The organism is Caballeronia arationis (assembly GCF_001544975.2).
GTDB classification, from domain to species: Bacteria; Pseudomonadota; Gammaproteobacteria; order Burkholderiales; family Burkholderiaceae; genus Caballeronia; species Caballeronia arationis.
Genome location: NZ_FCOG02000034.1, coordinates 38,753 through 63,111 on the forward strand (window position 1 = coordinate 38,753; position 24,359 = coordinate 63,111).

At 58.6% G+C, this 24,359-nt stretch carries 18 protein-coding genes; 4 read left to right on the top strand and 14 right to left on the bottom strand.

Translation table 11 applies throughout. From position 1 onward, the window contains the following. Positions 1 to 5: 5 nt before the first annotated feature. The 8 genes from AWB81_RS20985 to AWB81_RS21020 form a co-directional block, all read right to left on the bottom strand. On the bottom strand, positions 6 to 1,358 hold the full coding sequence (locus AWB81_RS20985; RefSeq protein WP_062638480.1) for a hypothetical protein: 1,353 nt from the start codon (positions 1,356 to 1,358) through the stop codon (positions 6 to 8). Further along, a complete protein-coding gene (locus AWB81_RS20990; protein ID WP_062638481.1) occupies positions 1,342 to 2,877 on the bottom strand; it encodes a hypothetical protein in 1,536 nt (511 codons plus the stop codon). The genes AWB81_RS20985 and AWB81_RS20990 overlap by 17 nt, the downstream gene beginning before the upstream one ends. 97 nt (positions 2,878 to 2,974) lie before the next feature. After that, on the bottom strand, positions 2,975 to 4,813 hold the full coding sequence (locus AWB81_RS20995; protein WP_062638482.1) for a hypothetical protein: 1,839 nt from the start codon (positions 4,811 to 4,813) through the stop codon (positions 2,975 to 2,977). A gap of 82 nt (positions 4,814 to 4,895) precedes the next feature. Continuing rightward, a complete protein-coding gene (locus tag AWB81_RS21000; RefSeq protein ID WP_062638483.1) occupies positions 4,896 to 6,278 on the bottom strand; it encodes a hypothetical protein in 1,383 nt (460 codons plus the stop codon). A gap of 114 nt (positions 6,279 to 6,392) precedes the next feature. After that, on the bottom strand, positions 6,393 to 7,691 hold the full coding sequence (locus AWB81_RS21005; protein WP_062638484.1) for a hypothetical protein: 1,299 nt from the start codon (positions 7,689 to 7,691) through the stop codon (positions 6,393 to 6,395). Positions 7,692 to 7,803: 112 nt separating this feature from the next. Further along, positions 7,804 to 8,412, bottom strand: coding sequence for a hypothetical protein (locus AWB81_RS21010; RefSeq protein WP_062638485.1), 609 nt, complete (start codon positions 8,410 to 8,412; stop codon positions 7,804 to 7,806). Then, complete coding sequence (locus AWB81_RS21015) at positions 8,405 to 9,295, bottom strand: hypothetical protein (protein WP_062638486.1); 891 nt, start codon at positions 9,293 to 9,295, stop codon at positions 8,405 to 8,407. Before AWB81_RS21015 ends, AWB81_RS21010 begins: the two co-directional genes overlap by 8 nt. A 73-nt stretch (positions 9,296 to 9,368) precedes the next feature. After that, positions 9,369 to 10,871, bottom strand: a complete 1,503-nt coding sequence (locus AWB81_RS21020; RefSeq protein ID WP_144444157.1) for a hypothetical protein — start codon at positions 10,869 to 10,871, stop codon at positions 9,369 to 9,371. Between AWB81_RS21020 and AWB81_RS21025 the strand changes: the two genes are divergently transcribed. Both AWB81_RS21025 and AWB81_RS21030 read left to right on the top strand, forming a co-directional pair. Next, positions 10,837 to 12,165, top strand: coding sequence for a hypothetical protein (locus AWB81_RS21025; RefSeq protein WP_144444158.1), 1,329 nt, complete (start codon positions 10,837 to 10,839; stop codon positions 12,163 to 12,165). The genes AWB81_RS21020 and AWB81_RS21025 overlap by 35 nt on opposite strands. A gap of 12 nt (positions 12,166 to 12,177) precedes the next feature. Beyond that, positions 12,178 to 15,150 (top strand): hypothetical protein, encoded by a 2,973-nt coding sequence (locus AWB81_RS21030; protein ID WP_062638489.1) that lies wholly within the window; start codon positions 12,178 to 12,180, stop codon positions 15,148 to 15,150. Between the two features lie 58 nt (positions 15,151 to 15,208). On the opposite strand, the gene AWB81_RS21035 is transcribed toward AWB81_RS21030, so the two are convergent. Genes AWB81_RS21035 through AWB81_RS21045 form a run of 3 tightly spaced genes read right to left on the bottom strand, consistent with a single transcriptional unit; the run spans position 15,209 to position 18,369 of the window. Further along, on the bottom strand, positions 15,209 to 16,618 hold the full coding sequence (locus tag AWB81_RS21035) for a hypothetical protein (protein ID WP_062638490.1): 1,410 nt from the start codon (positions 16,616 to 16,618) through the stop codon (positions 15,209 to 15,211). Continuing rightward, a complete protein-coding gene (locus tag AWB81_RS21040; protein ID WP_062638491.1) occupies positions 16,618 to 17,064 on the bottom strand; it encodes a hypothetical protein in 447 nt (148 codons plus the stop codon). Before AWB81_RS21040 ends, AWB81_RS21035 begins: the two co-directional genes overlap by 1 nt. Positions 17,065 to 17,085: 21 nt before the next feature. Beyond that, positions 17,086 to 18,369: a hypothetical protein gene (locus AWB81_RS21045; protein WP_062638492.1), complete on the bottom strand. Its 1,284-nt coding sequence runs from the start codon at positions 18,367 to 18,369 to the stop codon at positions 17,086 to 17,088. A 126-nt stretch (positions 18,370 to 18,495) separates the two neighbouring features. Here AWB81_RS21045 and AWB81_RS21050 point away from each other — a divergent pair, with 126 nt between their 5' ends. Beyond that, positions 18,496 to 20,313 (top strand): hypothetical protein, encoded by a 1,818-nt coding sequence (locus AWB81_RS21050; RefSeq protein ID WP_062638493.1) that lies wholly within the window; start codon positions 18,496 to 18,498, stop codon positions 20,311 to 20,313. A gap of 9 nt (positions 20,314 to 20,322) precedes the next feature. Further along, positions 20,323 to 20,610, top strand: coding sequence for a hypothetical protein (locus AWB81_RS21055; RefSeq protein WP_062638494.1), 288 nt, complete (start codon positions 20,323 to 20,325; stop codon positions 20,608 to 20,610). Between the two features lie 90 nt (positions 20,611 to 20,700). Here the strand turns inward: AWB81_RS21055 and AWB81_RS44800 are convergent, their stop codons facing one another. The 3 genes from AWB81_RS44800 to AWB81_RS21070 form a co-directional block, all read right to left on the bottom strand. Next, positions 20,701 to 22,434 (bottom strand): hypothetical protein, encoded by a 1,734-nt coding sequence (locus tag AWB81_RS44800; RefSeq protein ID WP_144444159.1) that lies wholly within the window; start codon positions 22,432 to 22,434, stop codon positions 20,701 to 20,703. 210 nt (positions 22,435 to 22,644) lie between these two features. Then, positions 22,645 to 23,466 (bottom strand): N-acetylmuramidase domain-containing protein, encoded by an 822-nt coding sequence (locus tag AWB81_RS21065; protein ID WP_062638496.1) that lies wholly within the window; start codon positions 23,464 to 23,466, stop codon positions 22,645 to 22,647. A 114-nt stretch (positions 23,467 to 23,580) separates the two neighbouring features. Continuing rightward, entirely contained in the window at positions 23,581 to 24,354 is a 774-nt protein-coding gene (locus tag AWB81_RS21070; RefSeq protein WP_062638497.1) for a hypothetical protein, read from the bottom strand. Positions 24,355 to 24,359 lie beyond the last annotated feature (5 nt).

Here is a 24,359-nt window from a genome sequence, read left to right on the forward strand (position 1 = left end):
GATTGTTAGGTTCGCCGAATCGCTGCACGGATAAGCATCAGCACAATCGGCGTGTAATAAAGACGCTCCAGCCCGCCCCATCCGTGATACGTGTCACAGAAGGCGAGGAGCAGATCCTTGTTGATGGCGCGATCTTCGAGGTAGTCGCGGACAGCCAGCTCGAGCTTCGACTGACCGGGCTGGTTGTTGTAGAACGCCTGCGAGAACACGTAGTGATCGTCGATCAGCACGGGGTTAATCAACGGAGCGCTGGCGTATGGCAAACCGGCGAGCGCGGTGTTCTCGATCAGATCTTCCAGACAGCCGTTACGCGACGGCACGGACTGCAGACTTGCCTCGGTGATCGGCGTAATGCCATCGAACTCCTGGTCTACTGTCAGCTCAACGTCGCGCGGATAGACCACGAGGTTGATGCCGCTCCAGCGAATGCCATTGAGCATCGGGTTGCGGGTGAAGCGGCTGACCCACACGAGCCCGGCTCGCTTATTGGCGAACTTGAGCATTTGCGGATCTTTCTGCAACAGCACGTTCCAGAGCTGAGTGCAACTCATCGACGGATCGTCGTCGCAATCGAGTTGCCGCATACGAAGCAGCTCCGGCGTATCCGTGCTCTCGAACATCTCCGTGAGCGCGCGCACAAGCCAAGCATCGTAGGTCGGGTAGGGCTGACCCGGTGCGATGATCGTCATGAACTCTTTGCTCATGAACTGCTTGGTGTACGTCGCAAGCATGGATTCGTAGCGGCTATGCAGCTTCGCAATCTGCTGCCACTCGTCCTTCTCCACCAGCGGGTTCTGTCCGGCCTGCAGATAGTCGCGCACGAACTCCAGGGTCTGGACGGACTTCGTTTCCAGATCCAGCAATCGTTCGGGTTCTGCGTAGTCGACCATCTCGTACTCGATCGCGAAGACCGAGTCCTTGTAGAACGACTTGCGCTCGCTCGACGTCACCGTGAAGATGCCCATCCGGCCGTCATCGACCTGAGCGATGAACATGTCACCCTGGTTCGGGATCAGCACCGGATACACGTTGGCGCCGCCCTTATACGACATCTTCTTGCTGGCTGCGTCCTGCGATGCGGTGAGCGACTGCGTGACCTTCAACTCCATCTTGCGGATACGACGATACTGCTGAAATTGCGCTGGCTTGTTGACTGCCTGACCCGCAATACCGTTGTCCTGATCCAAGACCTGGCTGTAGTAGTCGACGGTCCAGCTGCTACCCTCGACATGCGTGAGCAGGTCGGTGGTCGGGACATAGCGTGTGTCGATTACGATGCCCTTGTACTTCGGATCCGTCACGCGGATCTTGTCGCGATGCGGAAGCGGCGGCGTCGTAGCCTTATCGACGAGCGGCATGTGTGTTCTCCACGGCTTGAACATAGAACGTCTCGACGGACTTGAAACCCGTCTGACTGGGCACGGCACTCATGAAGCCGAGCATGGAATTGCGAGAGGTCTGGTTGCTGTTACCGATCGGTTTCGGGTAACGGTCCCGCGGCAGTGCGGGCCACATTGCACCGATCAAGCGGACAAGGATGTCGTAGTTAGCGAGCAGGCGCCCCATGGCAGCTGGGCTGAGAAGCCGCCAGTTGTAGCAGAGGCCAAACCAGACGTGGAACCGCGCGCGGGGGTTGGGAGCGAACGTCGTGAGCACATTCAGGTCACTATCCACCCGGATGGTGCCGTCAGCCTGCAAGTCATTCGCCCCGTACAGGTTGCATGAAAAGACCGAGTTGTAGAGCTGGGTGATGTAGGGCGCCTCTCCCGTGACGAACTCCTTCATCCGGTCATCCATCGACCAGCCCTCGGACAGCTCGTCGAGATTCATCAGCAGGTTCGGATTGCCATCGGCTGAGAGGTCGAGTGCCGTCATGCCGCTGAAAATGCGGATATAAAATGGTGGTTGATTGTTCGGCACGAACTCGTCCCACTCGGGGAAACGCAAGCCTTCATTGCCGTTGAACCACCCGTCGAGTGCCCGGGTTCGATTGAACTGTTCGAAGTAGTAGGCCGACAGCGAGAAGCTCTTCTGGACCTGCTCCGGATTGAACGGCAGCTTATCTTCGCGGTACTTGATGAGCTGGTTATGGATCATCTGCGGATATTCCATCACTACAGAGACCGGCTTGTCGTACTTGAACTTGAACGCGCAGCTGATCGTCCACGTATCGGCATCGTCTTCTTTGGATCCGATCTCCGGTTCGCCTTCGAAGTCCCAATACCCAACGATGCGTCCTTGATGCTCGGGAATCGCCACTTGCAGTTGTGAACCGCTGAAGTTCGATTCGACGGTCGCACGGGACGTGACGCTGTTCTTGAACCACTGAGCGAATGTGTCACCGTAGCCAGCCACGTTCTCCATCAGCGTGTAAATCTCCTCGAGGATGACCATAGAGACCGGTGGCATCTGATAGGCGTATCGGACATCGATCACCTGCACGTCGCGCATCTGGGAGGTGCGCACGCGGATCTGCTCGCGCCAGCGCTTTGCTTTCACCTCGTCGATCGCGCGGTATTTGAAGTTGACTGTGATCTCGGTGGACGAGTACACGGGCTTCAGCATCGTCTCGACACGCGGATCGTGGAAGATGAAGAGGTTGTCCGGATACAGGACGGCGGTGCTCAGAAGACGGTCCTGGTCGACGACTTCGTCGACTTCAATCGTGACCTGATCGTAGTAGGCAAGTTCGCTGTCAGCAGGATCGTGATGGAGCGTCGAGCCCGGTTGCATGGTGTTACCGTGCGCGGACGGGTAGAGAATCGGCGTGTTGTCAGGCAGACCCGTCAGCTTGAAGAGACGACGAGCCACGTCATAGACCACTGGACGCGTGACGCTGTCGTACGTCTCCGGGATAGGCAATACAAGTTTCGGCATGATCGGTCGCCTTATGCTGGGTTACATAAAATCGACCGAATTACAAACCGGCATAAAGGGAGGGCCGAAGCCCTCCCGTTTATGCACGCAGCCAGTGTTAAGCAGCTGCCGGCTTTGCCTTGCCGCCCTTCGGTGCTGTGACTTCAAAGCACGTGAGCGCTGCGTCGATGACCGCAAGGATCGAGCGCAACGTACGCAGTGCGTAGTTGTACAGCGGAACGAACGGCTGGTACGACCAGTCCGCGAACGCCTTGTTGAAGTTCAACAGGGACCGATAGTGGTGCAGTGCCTTGCCTTCGCCCATGGCCGCTTCGCCTGCCTTACCGATTGCAGCAGTCGCGCTCTTCGATGCAGCTTTTGCCTGATCCGCCATCTTGTCGAGCTCGTGGTAAGGACCGCTGTAAAAGTGCTCCAGCGAACCCACGAGGTCATCGCACTGGCTAAGGAGCTGCACCCATTGCGACTTGTTACCCGGACGCAGCGCGATCTGTGCCCGCGCCATCTTCGCGGCCACGTGAACATCGCCCTGAACCAGCTTGAGCCCGGAGGCGCGCATCCGCTCGAGCGCCTGGTCCACCGGCTCGTCAGGATGCGGCTCGTAGACATTCAGTTCCAGCTTGGCGTTACCAAGCAGCTTCTTGCTCTCGCCCGGCGTCATACCGTCGGGGTGCATGCCCACCAGCTTGCCTTTCAGGTCGTTCACGGCCTTCTCAGGGCGGTTCGGATCGAACTCCCCGATTGCTTTCACGATTGCATGACCGCGCTCGACAACACCATTCGCGTAGTTCGCGAACACACCGTGAATGGTTTTGGCGAAGTCCGCGAAGTCCCGCTCGATATGCTGCGTGAACGAGTCACTGTCGATTCCCGAGCCCATCACGAGGCCGTGAAGATCCACGCTGACTTTTGCCTCGGGCACAACGGCCTCATCGCCGACCGTCGACGCCTTCTTACGAAGTGCCTCGATCTTCTTGCGCCAGGTGGGGATCGAGCCATGAATGCGCCAGAAGCCGCGGATCTTGCCCCAGATCTTTTCGACGAAGAGAACGATGGCTTCCCAGATCCTCTTCGCGGTCTCTTTGATACCTTCGGTCGCGATGGTCGTGCCGATGTAGCTTTCCATCGCCGGGATGATCACGTCGGGTTCCACGTCGGTCCCTGCGACTGCGAGGTTGCCTGCCGTTTCCATCAGCGCAGCCTCAGCCGGCGTGGCCGTCTTGATGGTGCTGGCCACGAACGCAAGGTCTTCGAGCGCGTCCGACACTTGGATCACGCGTTCGGATTCCGCGAGATCGTGGTTGATCTCGGCTGCCGTTTCACCGCCTTCCGCCATCGCGAACGCAGCTTCTTCCATTGCGTGTGACAGTTCGAGCATTTCGCGCATCGACTCCATCGCTTCGCTGTCGGCTTCCGGTGCGCCACCTGCGGGCGTCGGTTGGTCATCGGCACCGTCCACCGGCGTTTCGGCCGAGCTCGCCGCACCAGCAGCGTCAGCCGGCTCGGTAGCCGTAGGTTCGTCCGCCGTCGAAGCAGACGGTGCCTCGCCTTGAGTCGATTCGCCACCCTCGGCCGATCCCGAATCCGTCGATGCGTTGGTCGGTTCACTCGGCACGGCCGGAGCGGGTGTTGCAGGAGCTTCTGCGGGCGTCGGCGCGTCCTGCGCGATCGGCGCCGGGTCAACGCCCGCTTCTGCGGGAAGTGCAGGAGCATCAGCCGGATCGACGGGTTTCGCTTCGTCGGGTTCCGACGGCTCCGGGTTGGTACCGGCGCCAGTGGGCTCGGCAGGCACCGGTGCGCCCGCTGACGGCGCAGAGGCGCTAGCAGCAGGGTCACCATCCAGTGCAGCCGCTGCGTCCGGCTTGGCAGTTTCGGCGTCCGTGGGCGAACCGGTGCTGGTGTTGTCGAAGGCCTCGAGGGCCAGGAAATGTCGTCGCATTATTGTCTACCTTACGTTTGAAAAGAGACCCATGGCCAGAGCGCTCGCGGCGCACGCGCCACGAGTCTCTTTGTCGGGCGTATTAGGCCGGGAGGAGCGGATGCTCGGGAACCGGTACGCCGTGACGTTCCTTCTGAACCACGTGCTCGAGGTCGTAGCATTTGATCGATTCCTGAACGCGGGCGATGCCGCTGCGCAGGTTCGTGAGCGTAAGACTCGTCATCTGGAGCAACGGCTGGTTGATCCAGTGGCAGAAGGCCGCGTTGAACGCGAGCATCGCGCGGTAGTACGTCTCGACCACCTTCGAATGGCCGGATGTCTCGCTGTGATCCAGGTCACTCAGCGACTTCTCGGCCTTCTTCGATGCAGCAGCCAGATCCTTGCGCACGCGCTGGAAGTCGCCTTCGTTCTTCGACTTGTCGAACTTCTCGATCGCATCGAGCTGGGCTTCCAGTTCCTTGACGACTTCTTCCATCTGCTCGACGGTCAGCGGCTTGCCCTTGTGGACTTCGCCCGAGCCGTTTTCCATGCTGCGACCGCCGACGGAGTCAGCGAGCTGCACGTGGTGGGTGCGCAGCTTTTCGAGCACGCCGAGCGTCGTCACGTCGCCTTCCTTCTGCAAGTCGGACACGATCAGGATCTTGTTGTGCAGCAGGTCGTCGGTGGACTGCGTTTCGACCTGACCGACCTTCTTCGTACTCACCACGCCCGGCAGGCGCCCCAGCTTGACGCCCTGGAGCGCGTATCGCAGCTTGTTGGCCGACGCTTGCGGATCTTCTGCGTCGAATGCTTCGATGCCGGCCTTCGCCTTCTCGCCCATCGCAAGCACGTACTTGGCGTAGCTCGAATACACCCAATCGACGATCGAGGTAAACGTCTTGTTCGCCTGGATATACTGGGCCGGATCCGTGACGTCCTTGTGCGCCACCACGGCGAAGACGCCGACGTGACTGCCTTCCTTTTGCTTCGACTTGGACTTGTCGATCGACTTGATCTGCTTCTTCAGTTCCTCGAGGCGATAGCGCGCACGCGGGATTTGCGCGAAGATGCGTTTGAAGAAGTTGACGATCGTGTCCCAGACGTGGGCGAGGAACTTCTGGATACTTTCCCAGATCTTCTTTGCCGTCTCTTTGAAGTTCTCGGTGGCGATCGTGCCATCCTTGAAGCTTTCCATCGACGGGATGATCTCTTCCGGCGCGACGTCGGTACCAGCTGCTGCCATCTGACCGCAGATCTCGGTCAGCTGGGTCTCTTCGACGCTGGCGTCCTTGACGTTGGCCGCCACGACAGCGAGGTCTTCCAAAGCATCGGCCAGATCGATCCCGCGATTAACTTCGCCGAGGTCTTTCTGAATCCGTGCTTCATCGCGCGCGTTCTCGTCGATGAGGAGCATTTCCTCTTCGAGCGAAATCAACGGACGCGGCTCATCCTGGACTGCTTCCAGTGCAGGAAAAAAATTGCGCATGATTGCTTGAACCTTTCAGATGAAGGAATAAAACCTGAGACTCCAGGAATGCATCCCCGGAGTCTCAGGTCCTACCCAAGACGTGTAGAACGTATTAGGTCACCGCACGATCCGTTAGGCCGCTGCCGGTTCCGGCTTGGCTTCGGGCTTGGCTTCTTCCTTCTTCGCGCCGTAGGCCTTGATCGACTGCTCGACGAGCTGGTTCAGCGAGCGACCCGACTTCACGGCGTACGAGGTCAGAGCGACGAACGGCGTGTCGGCCAGCTTCAGAATCGCGCGTGCGTTCTTGATCGCTTCGCCTGCGCCTTCTTCCTTGCCCTGTTCCTGTTCGACGGCCTTCATCAGCTCGCCCTTGCCGCGCTCGCTTTCCGCGACGGCTTGCTTCGAGCGCTCGATGATTGCGCCGATTGCGATCACTTCGTCAGCGACCTTGATCATCGCTTCCTTGACGAGGACCGGTGCGCTTTCGCCCTTGAACTCGGCCGAGCTCTTGTTGAACGGCATGATGCCGGCCGTCGATTGCGACGGATCGCCACTGATCACGACCACCAGCGCCTTGCCGCCGGGCAGTTCGACCGAACGTCCGACCTTGGCGTTTTCGCCAGCCGGGATGCCTTGCGAAGCTGCGTCATGCACGTCGGCCAGACCGAGCGCGCCGTAGTTCACGGCCTTCGACAGTGCACCAGCGTCGCCCAGATTGGACATCGGGCCCTCGAGCATCTTCGCCCAGTCGGCGTACTTGCCGACCACGCCTTCGACGGCCTTGTGCAGCTGTGCTGCTGCAGCGATGCCGTCCACCTTGCCACCGACGTGCACGGCGCCTGCGATGCCCGCGTTCTTGATTTCCTTCACGCTCGGTTCGCCTTCGACCTTGCCAGCCATTTCCTTCAGCTCGTTCGCGCGCGCAACCATCTTCGCGTTGTTGTCGAAGAGCTTCGTCACGAAGTTCTTGACCCACTCGATCGCCTTCTTGATCGCGGCGACGATGGTCTCCCACATCTTCTTGACGTTTTCCTTGACTTCTTCGAGCGCGATTTTCGTCGCGTCTTCACGGCGCGAAATGGAACCGAACGACTCGAGAGCCGGCGACACGCGCTTCGTCCGCAGGCCAACGCGACCGTACATGTGGCTCAGCGACGTGCGCAGGATGGCGGCGCCGCCTTGTTCCAGGCCGCCGCTTTCCAGCGCTGCCTTCAGGTCGTCACGAATCGATTCGAGCGCTTCGGCAGTTTCGACGGCTTCGTCGGTCAGCGCATCGTGCTCGGCGAGGCCGGCTTCGTCTTCAGCAATGTCGGTCAGACCTTCTTCTTGCGAGTTGGCCAGGTCCGAGACTTCGTTGGTTTCGGCTTCTTCGGGCAGCAGGTTTTCTTCTTCCATCGCTGCGACGAGACCACGGTGAGAAATGCGACGCATGTTACTGCTCCTATTGCAATAGGTAAATGAGAGGATGACTAACCAGTACCCGCGCGGTACTAGCTGCCCCATGCGTTATGAGGCGGCTATACTATTGGCGGGGACGGCCGGCTCAGAGGTTGCCGAACAGAAGGTGCAGCGTGCCCAGGAGGTCTTCTATCCCGCCCGGTTGCGACAGCCATCGCTGGATCACGTTGGCCATCGAGTACTGCGCGAGCGACGGGTACACACCGTCCTTGTAGATCTGGAAGAACTCTTTAGCGGTCGGCGTGAGTTCTTGCGGGCGCTCACCTGCATCGTTCATCTGCAGGAAGCTCGCCCACGTCTCCAGACTCATCTGGCGTCGACCAGTGGAGATGAAACGCAGCACGTCGTCGAGGAAGCGCAGGTGCACGTCTCCGACAGCCGGGCTTTGCATTTGCGTCTTGCACCAGCTGTAGAAGTTCTTGTCACCGAACGCGTCGAGCGCGGCGATCAAAACCTTCTCGCGGAAGTCGAACGACATCGTGGAGGCAGCACGCTTGATGTACTGAGCGTACAGCGTCTCGACGACCGGGTTCGCGTCGGCGGTGTTCTGCTGGGGCGTCACGATACCGACCGAGGTCGTCGTGCGAACGCGGATCTCGTACGGGCGAGGCTTAGCGACCAGCCGGGGAGGCAGGACCTTGCCCAAGAATCCCCGCGGGTACAGCCGAAGCCCAGCGGCGATGACTTCAGGCATATTTCGCCTCCATCGTCGCGATCTTCGCGTTCAGGCCCTGCACCCGGTTCTCCATGTACTGGATTTCGTTTTGCAGGGCAGCGTCGGGCTTACGCTCGTTGAGCTTCTCGAGGTTCAGCTTGCGCAGCTGCACGAGGCGCAGTTCTTCCTTCGCCGCGTTGTAACGCGCCACTTCCCCTTCTGCGCTCCACTTGCCCCACCAGTAGAACGGATTCATTTTCGCGTTGATGAAGCCGAACTTGAACGGGTCGAGGCGCTTCTCGCCGAGCGTCTCGCGCAGCGCGTGCGGATCCGACGACTTGATCGTGATTTCCGGAATGCTCTCGATGGCGTCCTCGACCGACTTTACGGCCTGTGCGACGCTGGCGAATGCCGTGCAGAATGCGATGAAGTTCTGACTGATCCACTTCTCTTCGGCCGGCGTGATGGCGTCCTTGACAAACGTGTCGCTGTCCGCAATGAGTGCGGTTTCGTGGACGAACGCGTAGTTGATGAACTTGCGCGCGAACTTCGACACGAACGCGACCGCTTCGATGAACTGCAGCACGTTCGCCTTCTTGTAGGTGAGGGCGACCGAGGCAACTTCTTCGTTGTAGCTCTTGATCACGTAGCCTTCGGCCGCCGCGAGCGTGCCGATCGTTTCCTTCAGGCCTGCATCGATGAGGGCGATCATGTTACCGCCCTTGACGAGCCGCGAGAACGAGCTTGCGAAGCCCTTCATTTCTTCCGACTTCCACTTCCACTTGCCGAGCAGCGGTGTGGCGACTTCATAGGCGGGAACGGTGGTTTCGCGGAGTTCGACGCGCGTGTTGCGCACGTCGTCGAGGATTTGATCCTTACGCAGCGTCGGGAACAGACTGGCGAGGTATGCTTCTATCTTCATGGTTTTTACTAACCCAGTGATAACCCACACGCCCAGCCGAAGCTAGGCGCGTGGGCGTATGGAAAGGAGTCTGTTACAGCGAGGGGCTGTGGCCGACCTGATAAGCGCGCAGAATGTCCGAGACATCCGGGCCCGATTTTGAAGCGCTCTTCAGATCACGGAAGCTGACGTCGGTGGCTTCCGGCAGACCGCGGTGATAGAAGCGCACCCGCGACCATTCCTTGTCGATCACCGCAACGATCATCAGCGAGGTCTTCTCGAAGACCTTCTGGCGCGTCGCGAAATGATCGAACTGACCACCCAGGGACAGTTCCAGCTCGGAGACGGCGTTGGTCGAGGTCACGACCATGTTGGAGGCTGCGGCGACCGACGGATTGCCGCTGTAGAGCGCCGCGAGGGTGTTCTTCTTTTCCTTCGCCAGGATGTTCATGTACAGCGCGTCGCCGTTGGCCATCAAGTTCTTGCGATGGGCGTCGATCAGGTCGCGACAGAACACGAGGTCCTTCCAGAACGCGAGGCGGCCCGACTTCCAGCCGTGGTAGCGCTCCTTCGAGGACGTTTCTTCGTCGGCGAGGGATAAAATATGAACCAGCTTAGCCGTCGGGATCGTGTTCGCGATCAGGCGGATCGAGACGGGTACGGTGTACGTGGTGCCGTTGTGCGTGAGGTTCACTTCCAGCATCTTGCCCACGGACAGGTTCGAGTTCTCCTTGATCTCGGAGACGGTGTCGCGGCCGAACGACGCAGCCACGCGAGCTCGCTCTTCTTGCTCGCGCTCGAGGCGCGCCAATTCTTGGTCCTGCTTGTAGTGGTGCGCGTACTCGTCACGGAACTCTCGGGTCTGCCCCGCCGGGCGATCGAATGCCTTGTTGACGTCTTCGCGCGCTTTGTCTTCACGCTCCGTCTGAGCCTGCTCACGCTCGCGCTTCCGGTCGTTGTGCTTGTCATCCGATGCGCGGCGCGCGTCGTCTCGCTTCGCGCCTTCCTGCTCCCGATTCATCCTCCAGACCTTGTGCGCGCGTTCGGCGTTCTTCACTGCCTCGTCGGGATCGATCTGACGACCTTGCGAACCGCCGTCCGACTCCATCGCGACTGACTGCTCCCAGTGCACGGGCAGTCGGTCTTGATACGACTCCTTGGCGAGCATGTGGGTCAGACGCGACGTAGCTTCACTCATCAGCTTGCCTTGCGCACGGCCGACATCGCGGCTCGTCGCAAACTTGTCCAGGGTGTCCATCACCTTGACGTTTCCGATCGTCGAGTTCAGGGCCACGGCCTGCAGGTAGTAGCCCGCAAACATGGACTGCAACGACTGCATCACATCGTGCAGCTCGTCGACGAACAAAACGTCCGTATCGACCAACACCAGCGGCTCCACGCGCGCGGCTTGCGAGAACGAAATAAGCGAGTCGTACTTGGGGTTGTTGAGCATCTGCGCGCGATCGACGACCGCTTTGATGGCACTGATCCCAACTCGAGTAGCGTTGATAGGCGCGTCGGCACTCATCGCATTTTCCTTTTTTCCAGAACAAGAGGTTAGTATGGCTAACGGTACGAACCCGGACGGCACATCCAACCCGAATGGCACGCCTGCAGCGCCTGATTTAACAGACGTATTCGCAAAAGCAGGAGTGACTCCCGCCGATGCAGTGGATTCGGTGCTGTTGGGGACACCGCAGACGACGCGAGGAACCGCAGCCTTGGCGAGTGCCTATTACGGCATCAACCATCGTCAGACGCCCGCAGCCATTCCGAGAAATAAAGACGTCTTTGGCTTGACGTTCTTTACGCGGCCCAACCTGAACCTGACGTTAGGGAACCTGCGCGCGGTGCGCTTGTTCAATCCGCTAACGACCACGAATCAGTACAGCCTTCAAAGAATTATTCGTTGCTACCTCGACCCGCGCAGCAACCAAGGCGGCAATGCCGGTCAAGCGTCGGTGCTTTCGCCCATGGTCGATCCTCAGCAGGCATTCATCCCGATTCTGACGAACACGCTACAGTCAATTTCGGGTTGGCCTGATGTCATCGTGCCTTACGCAACGTCCCACGAGGGCGTGTATAAGGAGGTGTTTGGACTCGTTGACGGAGTCACCGAGTTCTATGGAACATACGATATAACGGCCAATTTCCGGAACATTCCAGGCGATCCGGTGACTGCGCTCTTCCTGTATTGGGCGCATTACATGTCGAACGTGTATCAGGGGAACATGACACCGTATCCCGACATGATCATCGAAAACGAGATCGATTATCAGACCCGGATCTATCGCCTCGTGCTGGATCCGACCAAGACCAAGGTCCAGAAGATCGCTGCGTGCGGAGCAGCCTTCCCGACTGCATCACCGATCGGCGGTGTCTCATTCAACTACGACCATGAGAAGCCGTACAACCAATCCAACGATGACATCAGCATTCCGTTCCAGGCGTTCGGAGTGGTCTATCAAGATCCGATTCTGCTGTACACCTTCAACCGCACGGTCTGCGAGTTCAACGACACGATGGCGGACCAGTATCGGAGCTCGCACTACACGAAGGTGTCGATGGGCGCGCTCGGTATTTTCAACAACCAAGGCTATCCGCGCATCGATCCGGATACGTGGGAGCTGGAATGGTGGGTCGACAACGACGTCTACAAGCGCTTCCTGCCATGGATGAGCACGACAACGGTTCAAGTGAACAACCAAACATATCAACAGGTGGTCCCGAGCGCCAGCACGCTCTCGACGGGCGCGACACCGGCCGGCAACGGCAACCAATCGACGGATAGCAGCAACACGCTTTATACCGCGCATAGCGAACCAACTGTGAATCCAACGGTGACGGGAACAGCCATCCGAGCGACACCCAGCTCGACCAACAATGCCTAAGGAACAATCAGCGTGACAACGACTTCGCTTTCGATTACGAGCGTCCCCTCGGGCAGCCCGACGATCGCCGATCTGATCGATAACATCCTCGATTACCAGTACAACCCTGCCGGCATTAACCAGGTGGCGTTCAACTATTTGAATGAAGTGACGAACGGCTCGGTGACGATCGTCGACCCGACGAACCCCTACGTGCACGCGATGGAGACGAGTGCGGTGAATACCGCGGCGTTCCTGCAGCAGAATCAGGCGTTGACACGCAAGCGGTACGTGGTCGCGGCCCAGACGATGAGCGACCTGTATCTGCATATGTCGGATACCGACTACGTCAATCGATTCGCCACGCCAGCAACGACCACCTGGTCCATGTTGATTGGGGAAACGGAACTGCTGAGTAAGCTCGTGCTGGATCCGTCGACCGGTCTCAAGAAGATGGTGATTCCGCGCAACACCTTCTTCACGGTGGGCGATGTCCAGTTCAGCCTTCAATACCCGATCGTCATTCAGCAGATGGCGCACGGTGGCCTGAGCATCACCTACGACACCACGACGACCTCGCCACTGCAAACGCTCTCGTCGAATCTCGTGCAGTGGTCGTATCGCCCGGCTGCGGATCAGACCTGGGTGTACCTGGAGTTCCCGGTTCAGCAGTTCGACATCATCACCCGAAACGGCACGTGCTCGCCGGCGCAGGCGTTCAACCTGACGATTCCAGTCAGCGACCAGTTCTACTACTGCCGTGTGTACTCGCAGGATCCGACCACCAAGCTTTGGAACGAGCTGGAGGTAACGTACTCGACGGAGGTCTACGATCCGTTGACGCCGACGGCAGTGATCACGCTGGACACCAACACCCAGACGGGTGGTACGGAAGCGACCGTCATGATCCCGCAGGTCTATACGACGACTCGGATGCTGAACCAGAACATCCGGATCGATCTGTACGAGACGAAGGGTCCGCTCAACATGAATCTCTCCAACTACGACAGCAGCGCTTTTGCTGCGACGTTCTTGGCGATCGATTCGAACGATTCCACGGTCTACACCGCGCCGGTGAACACCTTCCAGTCGCTCATCACGTACTCCGATCAGGTGGTGCTCGGTGGTACGGACGCAGTGGACTTTGCGACGCTGCGCCAGCAGGTCATCGACAACTCGGTCGGGCCGCAGTCTCTGCCGATCACACCGGCCCAGATCACCGACGTCCTGAACCAGCAGGGCTTTGGCGTGGTGAAGAACATCGACAACATCACGGACCGAACTTTCCTCGCGACGGCGCCGATGCCGCAGCCCACGGACTCGACCCTGATCACGGCAGCGAACAGTACGATCGAGACGGTGACGACGTCGGTCTCGGAGGCGGTGACCAACAGTGCGGTGATCGACAACGGCACGAGCATCACGTTCACGCCGAAGATGCTGTATCAGAACAAGAACGGCGTCGTAACGATGGTGACCGATGCCGTGCTGAACCAGCTCAACGCGATGACGGTCAGCAACAAGGCGCTGGCAATCAGTGCGGGCAATTACCTGTGGAGCCCGTTCCACTATGTCGTCGACATGACGAAGAGTGAACTGGCCTTCCGTCCGTACTATCTGGCGGCACCGAAGGTCGTCACCAAACTGTGGGTCGGCGAGAACGACAGTACGGGTCTGGAGGTGAGCACGAACACGTACAGTCTGGTCACGACGGACACCGGGTACAAGCTCACGCTGGCGACCACCTCGAGCGCAGCGTACCAGGCGCTCAACGACACGGAAGTGTACTGCCAGCTTTCGTTCATCCCGCCTGGCGAAACGGCACGGGCGTATCTGCAGGGCACGCTCGCTGGAAAGACGAGTGCCGGAGAACGACTCTTCGAATTTGATCTCTCGACGAACTTCAACATCAATTCGAGTGGGTACATGTTCCTGACGAAGTTCTTCATGTACAACGCGACGCCGCGTCTGACGGGTGCAAACCTCACGACGACGTTCGACGTGGTGTACTCGACGAGCGCAGACATGCCGACGACCTGGGCACAGGGCGCAGTCGATAAGGTGGTGGGTCACTTCCTTGTGCCGTCCAATGCTGCTGGTATCACGAACGAGCAGTTGGTGATCGAGCTCGGTCAGTATCTGAACACGCTCTGGTCGCGCAGCCGCAGCGTCGTTTCGACGATCCAGTACGAGACGTACCAGACGAACGTGCCGTACTACTACAAGGAGGACATCTACCAGATCGATCCGACCACGGGTAGCGCGATCTCGATCGTCAACGGCGTGCCGAAGTTCACGATCCTCCATCACAAGGGCGATCCGGTGCTCAACCCGGATGGCACACCGAGCTATCAGCACAAGGTAGGCGACGTGATTCTGGACGGGGCGAACAACCCGATTCCGACTAACCCACGCGGCGTCAGTCAGCAGCTCGACATCATGATGATCGATGCGACTTACCGATTCGCAACGGATAGCGTCGCGGCCACCTACGTGCAGCAGCTTGTCACGACTGTGGTGGGCTGGCTCACCGGGGCGTTCGAGACGATGAACGAGGAACTCCTCGAGAACACATCGCTCTACTACTACCCGGTGGCCAACATGGGTACGGTGCGAGTGTATGGTCCGGATGGCCTCATCTACAACGTGGATGCCGGTCAGAAGTTCACGGTCACGTGCCTCGTGCCGCCCGCGGTGTTCAACAACGATGCGCTCAAGCAGCAACTGCAGGCGACCACGATCTCCACGATCGCGGCACAGCTCAAGAACACCGTCGTATCCAATTCGTCGATCAACGCAGCACTGACGGCCGTGTACGGCAGCGATGTGGTGAGCTTCGTGCAGTCGGGTCTGGCCGGAAGCTTGAACCTGAACACCATGACGCTGCTCGACCAGTCGACGCAGTTGGGCATCGCCAAGCAGTTGGTGGCGAACGCCGATGGGTCACTCACGGTGCAGGAAGCAGTCACCGTCAGCTTCGTCGCGTACAACGTGGCGACCAGCTAACAAACAGCATAGACGCCAGGGAAGGCCACGAGCCCTCCCTGGCGCTTATGACGCATGGTCAGCGAAGCTCTTGCAGACGCTTGCGGTACGACCTGAGTTGCTCGACCGCTTGTTTCCAGCTCGCCGGTGGCTTCTTGTCTTCGTCTTCGAGGTGAGCGACGACTTTCCTTGCCACCTCTTCGGCGAAAGCGACCGCCTGCACAGCGAGATAGGACAAGTGACCGGTGTAATACTGCACCTGAGCCATGATCGCCTGAAGGTCTGCCAAGTCCTTGCCCATCACGAAGATCGCATGACGCAAGTCCGAACCGATTGTCGTCGAATGGGCACCTTCTGCGCCATCGACTGAGAAGCGCTTCGCAGCAACTTCCATCTGGGTCAGATGTTCCCGCATCGTCGCCATCGGCGTGACAACAGCGCGCATCTCAAGAAACAGCTTCGGAACATTCGCGCTTTTGAAGGCCTCCTCCATCACCCCGAACAGCTTGTCGAAGTTCAGATCCTCGTGAGCTTGCTTTCCCTCCGCGGAGGCACGCAGATTCGTGATCTCGGAGGAGAGGGCGTTGAGCGTCATCTTCCGGCCATCGTACTCGACTTCCATCGGCTGGAGCAGTGGTTTCAACGCGGCGACGTTCTTCATCTTGTCGATGGCGAAGTTCGGCTGCTTCAAGTCTCGCTCAGCGATCTCCTGGAGCAACGCGATGCGCTGCTGCATGACGAGCTTCAAGGCGGAGAAGAGCGGTGCAACCCGCGTCATCTCCTGCGAATACTCGCCCTTGCTGACGATGTCGTGAAAGACCGGGTCACGCTGACTCAGGAACATGAGCACTCGCTGGTCGCGCGCCTCTTGCCTGAAGAACGTATCGATCACCCTCTGCATCGTGAAGATGCCTTCGTTGTCCTCGCCCGCGTACTCGCTATCCGGCTTGATGCGATACGGACGGTTCTCGAACGCATGCATGGCCGTGCGCAGTTCCTTCGATGCCTTCTCGAATTCCTCGGCCGCCTTCTCTGCTTGCTTGGCCTTGCGCTCCAGTTCCGCTTCGGCATTTTCAGCGGTCGGCTTGTCGTCCCCAGAGAGCCACTTGAAGATCTTGTAAATGACGGCGATCACCGCAGCGATGCCCGCCGCAATCAAGATCCAGATCCCCTTGCCGATCGACTCCAGCGACACCTTCAGACGAGTCGAGGTCGGCTGTACCGAGTAGTAGGCAACCGGCGCCTTCCCACCGAAGTCCGGCAAGATGCGCAGGCCTTCCATCGCGAGCGCCTGGCTCATGCCACGCTGCTCCTCGATTTCACGCCGCAAGACGAGCAAGTCCTCGACACGCTCTTCCATCGAGAAGAGTTCGACCACCTCTTCGTCGAACTCCGGTGCCACGCCCGTACCGATCGTTTCCACGATCTGCGGCACCAATTCCAGATCCGTGTCGAAGTCCAAACCCGCGTTCAGACTTTGATTGAACATCAGACAGCTCCGTTCATAAGATCGAAAGCAAGCTGCGCGAGCGCGAGAATCTCGACCTTGTGTTCGTTGTTGAACTGGTGACTGTCGCCATCCACCCACTCAGCGACGCCGAGCAGGTTGTCGTAGAAGCCGAGGTCCAGGTCGATGATCACCTGGCCGCACGGATGCACTGCGTGGTAACGCAGGAACCAGAACTCGCGGACCTGGGCGAGCGCGTGCTTCACGTCGAAGACGACTTGCTCGTTGAAGCCCGCGATCAGCTCCATCACCTGCGGCAGCACGGTGAAGTTGTAGTGCGTGCTCGGCGCGTCGACTGGCGCCGAGGGGATCGACACGAGTCGCGATGCAGCCAGCGCAACGGCCGTGCCGATGATACGGCCGCGATCGCCCAACGACGAAATGGCGGTGTCTGCGCGATTGTAGAAAGAAATGAATTGCGGTTTCATGATGTCAGCTCGTGGTTGTGGTTAGGCAAACTGCCGAAGCGATGCGGCTCGTACGAAGAGGTCGTTGTTCGCGATGGTCTCCAGCTCGCGCTGCAGCTTCTCTTGCGAAATGCGACGGCGGCGAACCGGCGAAAGGAAATCGCGCACGTAGCCGAGCAACTGCTGTCGGTCTTTCACGCCCGCGATGACTTCGTCGATCACCGTGAGGTCTTCGGTGTACGAGGTGATCTGTTCTTCCGTCAGCTTCTTGTTCTTCATCGCTTCGACCAGCTGATCGCGCACGCGGCCGAAACGCACTTTGGAGAGCGCGTAGACGTCTTCTTCCATTTCGAGCGAGTCCGACGCGCACATGAGGAAGCACAGGACCCAGCTAACACCATAGGTGAGTGGGCCGGCGGCCATCATGGCGAGCTTCACGGCTTCCGTGAACAGGTAGGAGACCGTGCTGCGGTACTGGATGTGGCCGGAGTCACGCATGAGCTTGTCGAGGGCCGTGACGATGTCGCGACCAGCACCATGGCGAGCAGCGAACTGGTCAGCCAGCACTTCGAAGCTGTTCATGTCGTAGAGCGACGTGCCGAGTTCCGATTCGATCTCGCGCGCGATGTTCGAAACCACGACAGTCTCGATCACCCTCTTGTCCGAGGACTTGGCAAGCGCTTCAGCATCGAGGTCCTTCAGACCGGCCGCGTCCTTCACCTTCACGAGCACAGCTTCACGATCTTTCACGTTGCCCGACTGGTCGAGCTTCTTCGAAAGGCCCGCCAGGATCTGGTTGGTCGAGAGCGTGGCGCTGATCAGCTCGAAGTAGCCGAAGACATGTCCCAGTTCGTGCAGGACCGTCGATGCGATTTCGGCCGGCGTCAACCGTTTGCGGAAGAACGTGTCAACCGGCATGTACATCGTGCTTTCGACGTTGCTGAACACGCCGGATACACGACCATTCTTGCGGTCCACGCGGCCGAGCGGTCGCACCTTCGCATCCGCGATCAGCTTGTCACCGTCGGTGTTCGGTAGGTATTGCTGCCGCACCCAGTCCGCCCAGCGGATGAGCACCGGATTGTTCTTGTTGATGAACGGCGGCATCACAGCCGGACCCGAATCGCCCCACATGATCCGAACGTTCATTCCGGTGTAGTGCGCGATCAGCGACGACAGCTGCTGCGCTGCCGGATGGTCCGGAAGGGATTCCGCGCTTAGGTCGCTCAGCTCGGTGAAGATCCCGGTCAACTCACGGAAGAAGGCGCCCGACTGGAAGTCGATGCCTTCCACAGCGATCGCAAGCGTGCGGTTCTTAAGCCACATGGCGTGCGTCCTTAAAGAGGGAAGTGAAAACTAACCTAGGCTCCTCATGCTGTGTATTCAGCCAGGAGTCGCTAGTGGTCATAGTGATTACTGGGCTTTCCCTCACGAATTCCCAGCACCGCCACCATGTCAAACGCAGCAAATCAGCAGGAGATCAAGGGCTACGAGTGCAAGCACGTCGTCTATTGCCCGCCTCCGAAATACGAACGCGGTGACTACCACCTCGTGAAAGAAATCATCCACTTCAAGGACGGCACGACGAAGCCCAACGTCCGGATGCTCAAGGATTACAAGCGCGACTTCTATGTGACGAAGAAGGGCTACCGCACGCACAAGGACAAGAAGGAGTGGGAAAAGATCGAGCGGCTGGACAAGCTCCAGTCGACGCAGTCCGAGCTGAATTTTTCGATAGCGAAGGCGCTCGGCATGGCGGGCATGAAGGGCGATCCGCGTGTGATGAAGCGGTCCCCGTATCTGTACGGCAGCGACATCCTGTCCACGTGCGTCATCAAGAAGATGTACATGGACAAGTTCCCGGACCTCAACACGCAATACAGCGTGGCGTGCTTCGACATCGAAGCGGACGTGGTTGAAGGCGAGAACGACATCATCATGGCGACACTCTCGTTCAAGGATCGTGTCTTCACCGCCATCCAGAAGCGTTACATCGGCAACCTCCATCAGGCGGAGGAGAAGCTACGGCAAAAGTTCGATCACCACATCGGTGATGTGTACGCCGATCGCAACATCAAGTGGGAAATGATGATCGTCGAGCGTCCCGTCGACATCGTTCTTGAGTGCTTTAAGCGCGCCCACGAATGGAAGCCTGATTTCGTAGCGATCTGGAACATCGCCTACGACATGAAGAAGATCCTGGAGTGCCTGGAGAAGGCTGGTTATCGGCCGGAAGACGTCTTCAGCGATCCGGCCGTGCCGATTCGCTACCGGCACTTCAACTTCAAGCTGGGTCCGAACATGAAGGTGACGGCCTCAGGCAAGAAGAGTCCGATTCCGCCGCAGGCTCAGTGGCACACCGTGTTCTGTCCCGCGAGCTTCTATTTCATCGACGCGATGTGCGTCTACTGGAACCTGCGAAGCCAGAAGGGGAAGGATCCGTCGTACTCGCTGGACTTCATCCTGCGCAAGACCTTCAAGGACAAGATCAGGAAGCTCAAGTTCGAAGAGGGTGCTCACCTGCGCGGGATCGACTGGCACCTGTTCATGCAGAAGCACTACAAGCTCGAATACGTGATCTACAACGCGTTCGACTGCGTGTCCATGGAACTGCTCGATGAGGCGACGAAGGACTTGCAGCTGACCATGCCGAGTTTCGCGGGCTGGACGGACTTCTGCAACTTCAATTCACAGCCACGGCGACTGGTCGACAAACTTCACTACTACTGCCTGGAAGAGGCAGAAGAGAAGCGTGTGATTGGCAGCACGTCGGATGAGATGAAGACCGAGATGGACGATCTCACGCTCGGGCTGAATAACTGGATCGTGACCTTGCCGGCTCACTTGGTCGCAGACAACGGTCTCTGCATCATCGAAGAAAACGACATGTTGCGGACCAACATACGTGGACACGTTGGGGATCTCGATGTGTCGGCCAGTTATCCGAACGGCGAGTGCGTCTTCAACATCTCGAAGGAAACGACCTACAAGGAGCTCTGCAAGATCCAGGGCGTCAGTGAACGAACGCAGCGCTTGCAGGGCATCAATCTGTCCGGTGGTGCTACGAATGCGGTGGAGTTCGCCTGCGAGATGTTCGGCATGCCTACGCTGGACCAATGGCTCGAAGCCTTTGCTGAAACACAGGGTCAGACGTTCGAGATTCCGAAGTACACGAAGCTACTCACCCGTGCGGACACCGTCTCCACATCAGGCGAGGACTTCTACGACGACGACGAGGACGATGACGACGAAGATGAATCAGATTTTTGAAGCGAGTAAATGATGAAGAAGTTGGTTGACATCCCGATGCGGGATTTGGAGGACCTGCTGGACTGGCACGCTGGTCAGGCAGAGCGTCACGAAAGGCTGGAGAAGCAGCATACTGAGAAGTATGCGCGGTTTGGAAAGCACGGTGCGTGCATCGTGCGCGGTGACCAGAAGCGGGCTGACTTCCATCGACGAGCGGTGAAAGTCGTTGCATCGGCCCTGGATGATCGCGCTCTGACTCAGTGCAAGGAGAACTGCACTGTGCCAGCCGGACAGACGTGCTGTGCCGTAACCGCGTGAACCAAAAAACGCGAAGAGCGAACATAGGCCTTCTCCCCTGCGGGAGAGGGTCCTATGTTCAGAATCGCGAAAATTCTCGCAGTGGTGTGCTCAATGGCAATCGAGCGAAACTGTAGTACAAGAATCCAGAATTCCCACCGCATTACCGCCGTTCCAGCTGTAGTAATCGTTGTTGTGAGTAATACAAGCACGGAAGGATTGTGGGGGGACTTCGTCTCCAACGACGTTGCTGAACGTTTCTGAAAACGTGTAGGTGAGTGAGGAAGCGCCACCCGTCAACGTACAACTCGGAGAGCCAACACCTACAGGCGTCGCTTGCCATCCGGCAGAACACGACATGGCGTCGCCCGGTCCGGCGCAGCCAACGCATCCAGGGAATTTTCCGAGATAGGGTATAAGCTGATCGCCAGTCGCCTGTCCGGTTCCGCGTCCTTCGACCTTTATGCTGTATGTCGGTCCCCACTTCCCAGCGCCGAAGCCACTGGTTACATCGACGTTGTCGGCAATCTTTGTGCAACTAGTGCTCGTGACAGATGCAGCGGCGCAGTTTACGACACTTCCGTTGCCGGTGCATACAACGAAGGAATCTGCCTCGTCCCAGTATGCGAACATCTGGGCCGCGGCGCCTACCGTGCTTACAAGTCCTTGCGCGACGGTAAGTGCGGTCCATGCCTTAACCACGAACCCGCCCACATTTAGGGTCGGCCAGACCTTGCTTGCAAAGGAGGCAAACAGCGTACTGAAGGACGGCAGGAGTCCGCAAGAGGAGAACTGTTTGTATGGTGCGCTGCCGGTAGAACTGATCGGCAAGACGCTTGCGAAGTACGCCCCGGCGGTAGTCCCGCTGGGCTGGACGACAAAGCTTGGGAATTGATCATTGAACACCCGCTCGGCCACCGATATGACGCAATTCGTCAATTCCGGTTTTGGATAGAGCTTAGCGGTGCTCGAATACAGAAAAAGCATGTATTTGACAAACGCTGCGACGCCGTTGATGCGTCGTGTCACGGGGTTTTGAACTAAATTAAGCTTGAAATTTGGCGATTGCCCTTTTACAAGTGTTGTCGACGCGCTCCCACCGTAGTACGCAAAGAGCTGACCCACCGTACTTTGCAAAGGCGGGATTTTAGTCGGCTCGGGTCCGTCGGTATAAACTACCCAGGTTATAAAGGTATCGTTGTTGACCGTAACGTTATTCTGTCCGGCGTCCGTCAACCAAATTTTCGAAAATGGTTCTGTTCCATTAAGAAGATAGAACGGTAGTGGCGTAGTGACGAGTGTGGTCGTGTCCAGGGTCTTGCCAACCGCACTTGTCTTTGCAGTTGACGAAGACGCAATTGCTGCACTGGCATCAAGTGCTACCGCCCATGCCGCGTTAACGGTTTTATTGTCGGACAGCGGTGAAATGCCGGCTTCTAGATCCCGCTGTGCGCTTTCGGACAAGGCCTGGAACTGAGAAGAGGATTGGATTGCTTTCGTTATCTGGTCGGCTGTCAAGCCTGCGGGGATAGCCGCGAGGTCGAGCGCGATTCGTACCATGGCGACGACCGTACTCGTGCGGTCAAGTACCCCGTTGGCGCTTCCAAGTGAGAGAAGATATGGGTTACCTGATGAATCGCCGGCGATTAGAAACGGCACGGTTCCGTCTGGCTGGAGTGGCAGAATCGACCCGGGGACGTAATCAGCATCGGACGACGAAATAGTCGTAATTAGCTTCGTTGTGGCGGGGGGAACTGAGGCAGCAATCGACTGGTCGCCACCGCAGCCCACAACCGCAACTATCATGGCCGCAGCAACACACAAGAGAATGAACCGAGCTTTCATCGCGGACCTCGACGCTCAGTAAAGGGCGTTGCTCTACTGATGACAGCTTAGTGGAGAGACACCAGACGTCAAGGCGAACCTGACTCCCGGTACGTTGCCGCCTCGCAAAACTCTTACCTAAGGCGCTAAATAAAAGAGCGCAGGCATAAAGGCCCGGGCGATCGCCCAGGCATCTATTTCGTTCTATCGGACCGACAGCGCCCGCAGTTATTAGCCGAAGATCTGTTTATAACTGTCAGCGAGTCGGCCGTCGTAATTGTTCTGCGCGTGCTGGTTCTTGCCATTGTACTGATTGGCAAACGTCGTCCAGTCGCGCGCACGGAGCGCCGTGATCATGGCTCCGCCGTTCATGTCTTCCAGGAAGTTGCAGAACGCGTCGAGCTGGTTCGATTCGCTCACTGCCATCGCGGCCACGTAATCCTCCACCGACCGGTAGCCGGCCTGGATGTAGTAGTAGCCCATGATCTGGAAGAGGCCCCAGGACGCGGAGCGCATCGCGAGACCCGGTGCAACGCCGTGCTGTTGCAGAATCGCTTCCGCTTGATTCAGACGATCCCACTCTTGCGTGCCGCCGAGATAGCCGCCCGGATCCGGGTTGATGAGGTTCGGATACTGTGCGACGAGCTGGTTGATCTGCGTCTGCGACATCACGGTCTGCAGCGTGCGATACAACTGATGACGCTCGAAGAGGATCGTGCATCGACCATCGTTCAGAAAGCCTGCACCCGAGGTCTCTACTTGACACACGGTTTGTACCGTTGCGACGTCCACACCGAGCCGATGACCGGCTTCTTGATAGGCAGCAAGGCTCAGGTACTTCTGCGCGATGAAGGGCTCCAGATAAGCCTGTGTCGCGACGTCATAAATGCCCGTGACCGTGAGGTGGTTCTTCGACTGGTAGACGCAAAGCGCAGAGACGGATTTCGGACCGAACTGCCCGTCGACAGTGAGATTCGCGCCCGTCTTTTCGTTCAGTGCGCGTTGGATGAGTTTGGCTTTGGCGGTATTGATATTCGGAGGCAGTGCGCTCATGGTGGTCCAGTCCTGTGAGTATGCGGCGTTAAACCTCCACCCCAGAAGCCCAATACGTCGGGCCTCCGGAGTGAAGGTCGTCACAGGATGGATGTGCGACTTTTGAAGCGAGACTTACTTGCCGAAGTAAGCCGTGAGACGCGTGCGACCCTTCTCGGTCAGGCCGTATGCGAGCAGCGGCTGGAAGTCGACTTGCTTGAGCACAGCCTGGCGGGACTTCGGATCGGCGAGCGTCTTGAGCAGCGTGACGATCTTCTCGAAGCCCTTGCGATGCTCCTTCGAGAGGGGCACGTGTTGCACGAAGCGGAACACATGCGTCTCGCGCAGCGCACCTTCACGATGGTGATGAAAGAGGGCGAGGATCGCGGTGAGCGTCGGGCGGAAGTCGGCTTCGAGGTTGTTGATCGCCGAGATAAGCGCCTGGTAGAAGTTGACCTGCTGTTGCGTACCGTCCTTCACGGAGATCGGCATGCCGGGCTTCATCTTGTCCAGATACTCGTTGATCGTGTTGAGCACGATCTTCGCCGGAATCGAGGCGTCCTTCATCAGGTTCTCGATCTGCCGCTTCACTTCTTCGGCCGTGCTGGTGGCGCCGACCACAGCGACTGATACGGGCGCCTGAACCGGAGCCTCGGGCGCGGGTGCCGGCGTCGGAGCCGGTGCAACTACGGGAGCTGGGGAGACGAGCGCGCCGGTGGCGCTACCGATCGCCGCTTGCGCGCTAGCGGCGGCCTTCTCAGCACTCGCGGCAGCGTCTTGCTGCGTGGCTGCACCGGTCATCTGCTGGGCGTCCGACTGGGTGATGGCGGGCGTCGGCGGCGTTTCCGGCGTGGTACCGGTCGCCGCTGCGTCCTGCTGGTCCTGCTGGTTCTCTTGAGCGTCGCTCATGGTGC